Source organism: Peptoniphilus sp. oral taxon 836 str. F0141, assembly GCF_000179335.1.
Taxonomy (GTDB): domain Bacteria; phylum Bacillota; class Clostridia; order Tissierellales; family Peptoniphilaceae; genus Peptoniphilus_A; species Peptoniphilus_A lacrimalis.
Map to the genome: position 1 here is coordinate 57975 of NZ_AEAA01000101.1, position 9776 is coordinate 67750.

3 protein-coding genes are annotated in these 9776 nt (G+C 33.5%); all 3 read right to left on the bottom strand.

The features are described 5' to 3' along the window. Window positions 1-25: 25 nt before the first annotated feature. Window positions 26-3451 (bottom strand): S-layer homology domain-containing protein, encoded by a 3426-nt coding sequence (locus HMPREF9131_RS08500; protein WP_009345851.1) that lies wholly within the window; start codon window positions 3449-3451, stop codon window positions 26-28. Between the two features lie 69 nt (window positions 3452-3520). Next, window positions 3521-4474 (bottom strand): hypothetical protein, encoded by a 954-nt coding sequence (locus tag HMPREF9131_RS05500; protein WP_009345844.1) that lies wholly within the window; start codon window positions 4472-4474, stop codon window positions 3521-3523. 213 nt (window positions 4475-4687) lie between these two features. Next, window positions 4688-9178, bottom strand: a complete 4491-nt coding sequence (locus HMPREF9131_RS05505) for a hypothetical protein (protein ID WP_009345859.1) — start codon at window positions 9176-9178, stop codon at window positions 4688-4690. Window positions 9179-9776 lie beyond the last annotated feature (598 nt).

The window sequence follows — 9776 nt, forward strand, 5'->3', positions numbered from 1 at the left end:
AGGCCCTATCTTTTTATTATTATTCTTACTTAATTAAATTTGACCATTTTTCTTCCTTGCTGTCATTAGAAATTCTTGAATAAGCATGAGAGTTTGAAGCTTCAATTATTTCATAATATGCCCAATGACTAGGTATTAAATCAGTAAATTTAATTAAATCTTTCTTTACATCTTCAATTCCACGTTCTCTAACCATACGTCCATCAAAATTGTTAAGAATTGTAACCGCTTCAGCACGTGTTATTGACTCGTCAGGTTTGAATGTTCCATCAGGATAACCAGCGATTCTACCATTTGAATAAGCTTGATTAATAGCTTCTTCAAATTCATGTCCCTTAATATCCATAAATGGAGCTTCTTTCTTGTTTTCCTTATCAATAAATTGAATTGCCCTAGCAAATTCTCCACGAGTTATAGGTTCGTTAGGTCTAAAGTTTCCGTTCTTATCAGCAAACATTAGATTTTTCTTAACCATAGCATTTATAGCTGCATTATACCAAGAACTTGGAGTATCCTTAAAGTCAGGTTTAGAATTATCTGATAAGTCAAGTTTTGCTATATGAGCAATCATTGATGCCGCTTCAGCTCTAGTTATCTTACCTTCGCATCTGAAAGTATGATCCTTATAACCAAATATATAGGCAATATGAATTCCATGTTCAGTCTTATCTATTACTTGTTCTTCTGTTTCTACAGGCTTAAATGAACCTCCACCAAACCACCAATGACCACCGTCATCATGGCCTGGAACAATAATAGAACGTCCTCCAACTGTTACATAAGCCGGATCAGAAGGTTTTTTACCAACTTCTATTTGAATAACTTCAATAACATCGCCTTCGTGAGCTGGGTCAATAGGAGCGATCCATTTTCCACCATCATCAACAGTAGTTTTTATAGGATCCTTTCCTGGTACATTGATAATAATATCAGAACCCGGTTCACCCTTACCAGAAATAGAAGTATCACCATCATTTACAGGATCAACAATTGGAGTTTTTGATTTATCATCTTCTGGTTTAGGTTGAGTATTATCAGTTACCGTAACACTTACTTTTACAGTATCATAAGAAGTATCCGGATAAGTTACTTTAACTTCAATAGTTATAATGCTTCCAACTGGTGCATCTTGTGGAATAGCAACTGTGATAGCTCCTGTGTTAGGATCAACAGTTACATTATTTTGAGTAGGATCATTATTAGCAAATGTAGTTCCCTTTGTTGGAGTAGTTGGCGCTGGTACATTACCATTAACACCTTTTTTAGTAAATGTTGGAGCATCTATTCGTACAGTTTCACCAGGTTTACCAGATTTACCAGTATAATGTGGATCGTAATCTTCACTATTTTTAGTAGGTGTATTACTTGTTGCACTTGCATTGAATGTTTGATCTCCAGTTATGACTGTGTTTTGTGCTGGTGACCATGCTACTGTATTGTATCCGTCTTTTGCTTGTGCATTAGGGAATTTATCAGATGGTACTGCTTTGTTTTTCTTTACTATGATTGGTTCTACTGTTCCCCAGTCTTTGATGCTCTTGTCATCTTTTGTAAATGTTACTGTTGCTGCATCTGTTGGTACTGGTTTGTCACTACCAGGTTTCTTGGCTCCGTTTTCGTATACATATAGGATTTGTTTGTCTACTTCTATGAAGGACTTATCTTCAAATGTTACTTTTACTTTGCCTGTAAATTCTCCTGCTGCTGCACTTGTTCTTGCTGGGTCTGTTGCGTCTGTGATTGTTGCTTTATCTAGTAGACCTTGTAGTTCTGTTGCGTTTGCTGCTTGTTTTGCTGTATCGCTTAGTACTGCACTGCCTGCCCAGTTAAGTGTATCTCCTACAAAGGCTGCGGTTGCTTTTGGTGCTAAGCCGCCGGCTTTTGTAATCTTATCTGCGCTTGTATCATTCTTTGTTGCACTTGCATTGAATGTGAATGTATTTCTTTTACCATTATAATATTTTCTATTGTTTGTATCAACTTTATGATCTGTTGGTTCCCAAGTTACTTCATTCTTATATCCATCTTTATATGTGATATTTGTTGGGAAGTCTGTATCAGCTAATGTTGCATTTGGTTTAGCGTATGTTGTTTTGCCATTAGTATTTATATTAACTATGCCTTCTCCTGCTTTAAAGATAACTGTAATTTTATCTCTTGGTAGGTCTTCATTTTGTGGTGCGTCTGGATCTGTATTATTTGGATCTACTACAACTACATGTTCGCTTACGATTAACATTTGTTTGTCTACTTCTAATGAAGAGCCATCGTCAAAGGTAAGTTTTAGTTTACCTGGGAATTTTCCAGCTTTACTTGAATCTCTTTTATTTGGTGTTGTTATGTCTGTTACTGTTGCTTCTTCTATTAGATCCCATACTGCAGCTGAATTATTATCATCAACTGGTTCTACACCTTTTTTCCAATCAATTGTATCGGCTTTCCAAACTTTTATTGTTTTCGGATTTAGTCCGCCTAGTTCTTTAAGTTGATCTGCTTTTGATAAAGTTAAAACTATTTGTGAGCCATCTTTTAATGAATTTGTTATGCTTAGCTTGAATTCTTTATTACCAAGCGTAATAAGTCCACTATCTTTTCCGTCTACTTTATATTTTATAGCATCTGTTAAATTGTTTAGCGCTTGTGTTGTTGCTCTTCCTTTTCCAGGAATTCCTTGTGCTATGTTATATTTTGTATTTTGAGTAGGTAGAGGTATGCTTAAATCTGCTCTCGCAAGTTTTACTCCTTCAGCTGTTATATTAACACCTGTAGTTGTTGGTAGTTTATCAGCCGCAAGGTTTTGTCCTTGTGAATCTTGATAAATTACTTCTACAAATGGGCTTGCCAGTTCTATAACTGTAAACTCAAGCTTAAGTTCTGCACCTGAAGGGCTTGTTGTTGCCTCTTCATACCATGCTCTAACTTCAAAATTATCCATAGTTTTAACTACAATGTTATATGAGTCAACATCTAAAGTTACTGGTACATCAAAATCAATAGTTTGTTCTCCATCTTTAGTGAAGTCTATAGTTACGGGTCTGCCATTTTTTTGTGGATAATATTCGTTATTATCTACGTCATATATAACAAGCTCGGCAGTAAATTTGCTATTGTTAAATAAAGACCAGTCAAAATTTTGTGCTCCATTGCCAAGTCCTTTTGTAGTAAGCTTTACTGTCATTTTTTCTGTTCTTGTTGCTTGAACTGGAGCAGGTTTAGGTCCATTACTTTGTACTGTACTTCTTGTTGCAATTCGTTGAGGTCCTTTTACCTCTTTTATTGCTCTTTTGTCAATCTTAAAGATTTTTTTGTTTCCTTCATTAGTATAGGGTACTTCATTTCCAGCCTCAACTTTATCTTTCGGTAAATTTTGACCTACTGCATAAATTGGGCTTGTTATGGTTGAAAGTAACATAACTATTGCTAATAATAAGGAAATAGCTCTTTTATTCATAACTTCTCCTTTCTAAGTTATTGTAAGGGGAGGAAATCTCCCCTACAATATCTCCTACTTCTTATCTCTTTATCTAACTCTTAGTCTAAATGGATTTGTAGTGTAATCTGCTTTTCCATCTTTGGCTCTTACAGTTCCTTTAAAGATTATTGTGTCTCTTTTTTCAAGTGTAAAAGCTGAACCATCTTGATTTAGAAGATCTACCTTACTTTGTTCTTGTGGAATATTTGGTACATCTTTTAATTTTATTTCTTGTCCTTTTCTCTTAATAGTCATCTCTATAGTAGCATCAGCCATAGAAGAATTTATCATAAGATAATTGTCTCCTGCCACTGGAACTTCAACTTTGATTGTAAATACTCTTGATAGATTTGCAGTTACATCTTTATCTGTACTGTTACCAAATCTGTCTTTTGCTGTGATCCAAATTTTTGTCTTGTCTTCTACTCTTACAAGTTCTTTAATTTTTTCAAAAGCTAAAGCCTTGTTTTCAAATTTAAGAATTTGATTACCTTGAGTTCCCTTAGGACCTTTTGTGCCGTACTCGATTATTATTTCTCCTTCAGGAAGTTCATCTAAAGTTGCTTTTAAATCAATATATCTTCTGAATTTTTCTTCTTCTGTTTTAGCAGTTACAGTAGGACCTTTTTTGTCAACTATGACATAGTGGTTTGTATCTGCTACAGGATCTGAAGGTTTGTTAGGATTTGGTTTCATTGGAGTGTATGGTTTGTCAGCTTCATCGCCAACAGAGTATGCTGGTTTCTTTCCTGGCTCATCAGATACGATTCTAATCAAATCGTCATTTTCTACTCCTGTGAGTGTAAGCTCTACTGTCTTTCCACCTTCGCCTGTTTTTGTTACATTATAAGGATCTCCACAATCAACCCATTTACTTTTAGTTTTATCCCATTTTTGAGGTTGATATTTTGTTCCTGGTACTACTTGGTTTGTAGGACCTGGTTGAGGTATGTCAAATTTTATCTTTGTATTACCTTGATCATCATTTGGAACTTGATACATATTTGTTACAGGGTAAGCTGGAAGTAATTTTGTAATAACAACCTTAGCTTGTTTTCCGTCAATATGTGTTACAGTTCCGGAACCGTCATCAATAGCTTTAGTGTAGTTTCCATAGATAGTTCTCTTTTGTTCATCATCAGGAAGTCCTTTTAAATCTAATGTTTTAATAACAAGATGATCTCCATCAACTACGGCTTTTATTCCACTTGAATCCTAAAATGTTCCATCTGTTTTCTTTTTGAAGTCAAGCTTAAGTTTTCCATCATTCTTTTGAGGAATTTCCAATTTTAATCCATCAACATTATTTTTGATGTCATCTGAGAATTTGATTTTTAATTCAGTGTCTGATTCTTTAACTGATTCAAATTCTGGAACAGGAATTGTTTCAGGAGTATTTGTAAGGATGATGTCATATCCTTTTACTTCTTTTATTGCTCCAACTTCTCTTACTAGAGATTGTCTTGAAGTTGCAGATGTATAAGCATCCAAACTTCCGTTACTATTTTTGATTGTAAATGATTGTCTCTTTGCTAGAGGATCTCCATATCTGTCCCTGTCAGTATCAGTTTCGTGTAAATTCTTAGGAGCATTTGTTGCTATATCAAGTAATGATCCGCTGATTTTTACATAAGTTGAAATTCCAAGATCTGCCCAATCATAAACTTCTTGAGAGCCTGGTTTTTTAGGTTGTTTGAAATTGTTATAAACATTTTCTTTTCCTTCTGGAATAACTACTGATATAAACGATTTTCTTAAACCTTCTCTATCATAACCTGGTTGTTGTGTCCATTTTAGAGGTTTTGCAAAGTTTACATCATAATCTTTTATGCCATCTTTTATAGGATTGTATGTTGCTTGTTGCAATACTGTAGGTGTTGAATAGTCAGTTACAGCTGTTCTGTAAAGAATACCTATCTTTAGATTCTTCTTTTTAGTAGCATCTGCAAGGTCTTTATACTTACCATATTTATGAGTAGCATCTTGAGTAGTATCTATATCCTTATATTGTGGATGAACTGTAATATCGAAATAATCTCTATAGTTAGCATATAGATGGTAATCCTTACCTGACTTTAGAATTTCTTGTACACTCTTATTTACAGAGTATGAGAAACCATTAGGAACATATGCCTTAGAGTCAGTTTGAAGAAGTAAGATTGTTTCTGTATTCTTAGGAAGAGAAACTTTAGGTTTTCCTGCTCCTCCTGTAGTCCAGCCATCTTTTATTTCTCCAATTCTAACATTGTTTTGTCCAGCTACAAATTTTGACAATTTACTTTCATCATACTTATCTGCATCTGTAATATTTGAGAACTGATTCATTGTCCAGCCCACAAATGTTCTTCCATTCATTCTAAAGTTTTCAAGTCTTTTATCATAGTTGTCATAATTTTCATCTGTTGCACTTACAGTTCTATTTGATTCGTATTTGTATGGAGCTAATGGTAACTGTTTAATAGTGTTAGTTTTTCTCAAGTTGTCTTTTGTTGATGATGTCATGGCATCTATCTTTTGATTTGTTAATGTTTCATCAGCCAAACTATAAGGAATTCTAACTATAGTTTCTTTATCAGCTTCAAAATTACCTTCAGCATCATAAGTGTTATTTGAGTGAAGAACTAATGATGGAGCTCCCCAAACTGCATAAACTTTTCTGTTCTTATCTACTGGAGAGTATTCGTTAAAGATATAAGTTTGTTTATCTTCATCAACTTCTTTCCATTGATCTAATGTTGTAAGAACTTTTCCATCTTTTTCAAGTTTATAAAAATCATTAATATCTTTTAGAGGTTTTGTAGTCCAAGCAATAACTGATAAACCATCATTTCTTACTTTTCCTTGTGCATCTAAATGAAGTTCTTGATCAAACTCTGCATCTGGGTAAAGTCTCTTCATGAAAGCTTCTGTTTCAGATTTCTTTATAGTATCACTTGCGTTATTTATGTCATAAACAAAACCATCGTGATTAATTAGATTTGCATATTTTTTATTTTTATCTTTGCCATCTACTAATGAACGTCTTGCTAAAGTTACGGTTTTATCAGTTTCGTCAACTCTGATGTTATCTTCGCCTTGTTTAGCAATAAATCCATTTGGTACATATTTATCGTTTTTAACAGGTTCTACATCTTCTCCTACTACAGGAGCCAAAACTGAGTATTGTTTGTTAAGTGGAACTATCCTTGTTAAAGATACATTTTTATCTGGATATGTTACAAACTCAACTTTTGCTTGAACTTGTTCATATATTGGTTCTGAATTTAAAGAAGTATCTCTAAATGTATTGAGAACAAAGGCTTGGTCTTTTATCAATCCTAAACTCTTAACATTGGATTCTTTTTTAGTATTTTCTATATCAGCTCCATCTGTGTACTGTTTAGTGATCTTAAATTTAAGTCCCTTATATTCTTTTCTATCATTTCCAAAACCGTAAGTTCTCTTGTCTTCTAAATCAGCTGGTTTTAAAGTTTGTGCTGCATCTTTTCCATCACTTAAACCATATTCACTTGGATTTCCATTATTATCATATTTTGTTAATTCAATCCAGTTTGAGCCGAAGAATTTTTTCTTTGAATTTTTATCATTATCAACATGGATAGTAGATAAAACTCCGCCTTCGTCTCTAACTATACCTGTTACGAATTCATCATCTGTGAAGATTTCGTCAACTATAGGAACAGCTTGTTCTCTTATAGCTGAACCACCAATTCTTGAAACTGAGTGTTCCATATATAGTGGATTGTAGAAAATGTCTTCTTTGTTAGCATATTTAGGATTTCCAGTAACTTTATCGTCCATAACTTTTGATAAAGTAAATTCTGTACCCGCTACAGGAGTAAAATCATCAATTTTTCCCAGAGCGTTACCATATCTTCCATTAGATTCTACAATGTCCATCTTGATTTCGTTGGCATTGAAATCTTTTTTAGTCCAAACATTCTTTGTTGGTAGCCAAACTGATAATTCTGTACCTTCATCGATTGAGAATCCTGAAGGTTCAGCTTGGGATTTATTATCCATTGACCCTCTTCCGTATACTGGAATGAAATAATCCCAACCTCCTTTATTGTTCTTCTTCCAATAAAATCCTTCTTTTTTCCAGGACTTCCATGAGCCTTCTGGTCCTCCCATGTTAAACATAAAGTCATCAGCATCATTATTTGATAACAATTCAGTTTTAAAACTTATTGCAGGGTCAAATTGGAAACGAAGCATAAGCTTTTTATTGGCATCAAGATTTATATCTTTATCTGTTTTTACAGTAAACTTTCTAAATCCTGGTGCATTTGATGTTATATAGCGAGTGTCAAAAACAAAGTTTTTAACAAACTTTTTCTCTGTTATAAGGTCTGAAGATATCTTTTCAGGGTCTATGTTGTATTCAAATACAAGGAAGAAACCATCCTTAGTTACATCAGATGAATAGATGCTTGTTGTCTCATTTTTAGGCAAAATTTTTGTATTATAATGACTTGGATCAGTAGCATCAAGTTTTGCATTCTCTCTGTCTACAAATCTGTTACTTCCAATTTGTAAAAATATGGACTTGTCAGGGCGTGTTGAGATAGGTCTTCCGTGCTGATCAAGTGCAAAATTTCCTGTATTTGGATCTATCTTAACCCCATTTAAATCTTTAGCAAAAAGTTTTATTTCCTTACCATAAGCTTTTTCAGCCGCATTATAATGTCTAACTGTACCTATTTCAGCATCTTGACCATTAATATCTAGATATTTTATAAAGTCAGGGTCTAAAGTCTGTCTTACAGCCACTGCTTCACCTTGTTTATTGTAATCGGCTTGGTTTCCATTTTTTGTAGGAACATAAACCAGTGTAACTTTTTTATTTATCTTATCAAGTAAAAGAGTTGAATAAGCTGTGTAAACCATATCCATCTCGGTATCGGCTGCATTAAGAGCTGTTGACTCTATAAGATCTTTAGGATGGCCAACCTTGTCTCCTACTACTGTTGTTTTTGTATAAGTGTTGTATGAGAAGTTTGTATATTTACGCTGTTTTCTAGGTGTTGAGTCAGAGAACATCTTTGAGCCGTCTCCGTTAAAGGTACGCATTTGGATAAGCCAAGTTTTATCGGCAAAATCTTTAGCCCAATTTACATCGCTTTTTAATACAAGGTTTACTTCGTAGTGTCTGTATGAAATCCCTGCATCTTTAAACTCTATAGACTTTGTCCAAGCTTGTTGATTAGGAATTGTTGTTTCTGTGAACTTTAGAAAATCAACCCTAGAACCTACGGAATAATCTACTTGTCTGTGTACTATATAAGATTTATCCCAGTCTGCTGCTAAGTAGATTTCTTTTGGAAATCTTAGTACATGATACTTCCAAACCCCTGTTGTAGCTGCCTGTTGTTGAGATATGTTAAATCTTAAAACAAGATTACCATCTGCATTTAAATATTTTCCTTCGTAGTTAATACCTGTTGTACGTAAAGGGTCTGTTCCCCCTTGTCCGTTAATAACCTTAACTCCTTCTGGAAATTGCCAATATTCACTTCCATCGTCTGTCTTAGCATCTTTGTTTACCCAAGGAACTTTTGGCTTTCCTTCTGCATCAACACTTCTAGAAGATGTGCCAGGAAGTTGTGGTTCTTCAGCAAAGATGTTGAGTGGCAATATTCCTATTAGCATTATTAGCGACAAAAATAATGCCATAAATCTTTTTGTTATTTGTTTGTCGTTCATTTCTTTACCCCTTTCTATAATTTTTTTAGTTGTTAGTTATTATTTTTATAATCACCCCTTAATTAAATACTCGTAGTAATTTGAATATTAAGTCATTTATAAGTTAAACTTATTTTTAAGTAAATGACAAATTGTAAAAGCAAGTGTGCAGATAAATAAAAAAACTTGCACCAAAAATAAAACGAGCAATCAAGGGTATGCAAAAGCATATCCTTGTATGTAAGCAAAAGCTTGCATATGCTTTATTGTTTATCTTGTGCAAGTAAATATACCGCTATAATACCCACCCCCATGTTTTTATTCTTGGATTTTAAGGGCTTTTGTTCTTCCTCTTACTTTATTACAAATCCAACATACGATTTGAGTACCATTACTTGTTAATTTAGTATTCATAGCTATTATAACACAATCCGCATAATTTTGGTATAGTTTTTATTCGATTTATAAGTTACTTTTTGATAATAATAACTTAATAAGAACATAATAAAGTATTAAATAAAAATAAATTTGCTAACATTAGCTTTATATAGCCTCTCTTATGTGAAATTTTGACTGGTTTCTCTTCTTTATCTTTATTTATTGTATAGGCTTTTTAGAT

What these genes read in the sequence shown, in the direction of transcription:
- HMPREF9131_RS08500 (WP_009345851.1), bottom strand. Translation starts at nt 3,451, where the DNA reads ATGAATAAAAGAGCTATTTCCTTATTATTAGCAATAGTTATGTTACTT.
- HMPREF9131_RS05505 (WP_009345859.1), bottom strand. Translation starts at nt 9,178, where the DNA reads ATGAACGACAAACAAATAACAAAAAGATTTATGGCATTATTTTTGTCG.
- HMPREF9131_RS05500 (WP_009345844.1), bottom strand. Translation starts at nt 4,474, where the DNA reads ATGTATCAAGTTCCAAATGATGATCAAGGTAATACAAAGATAAAATTT.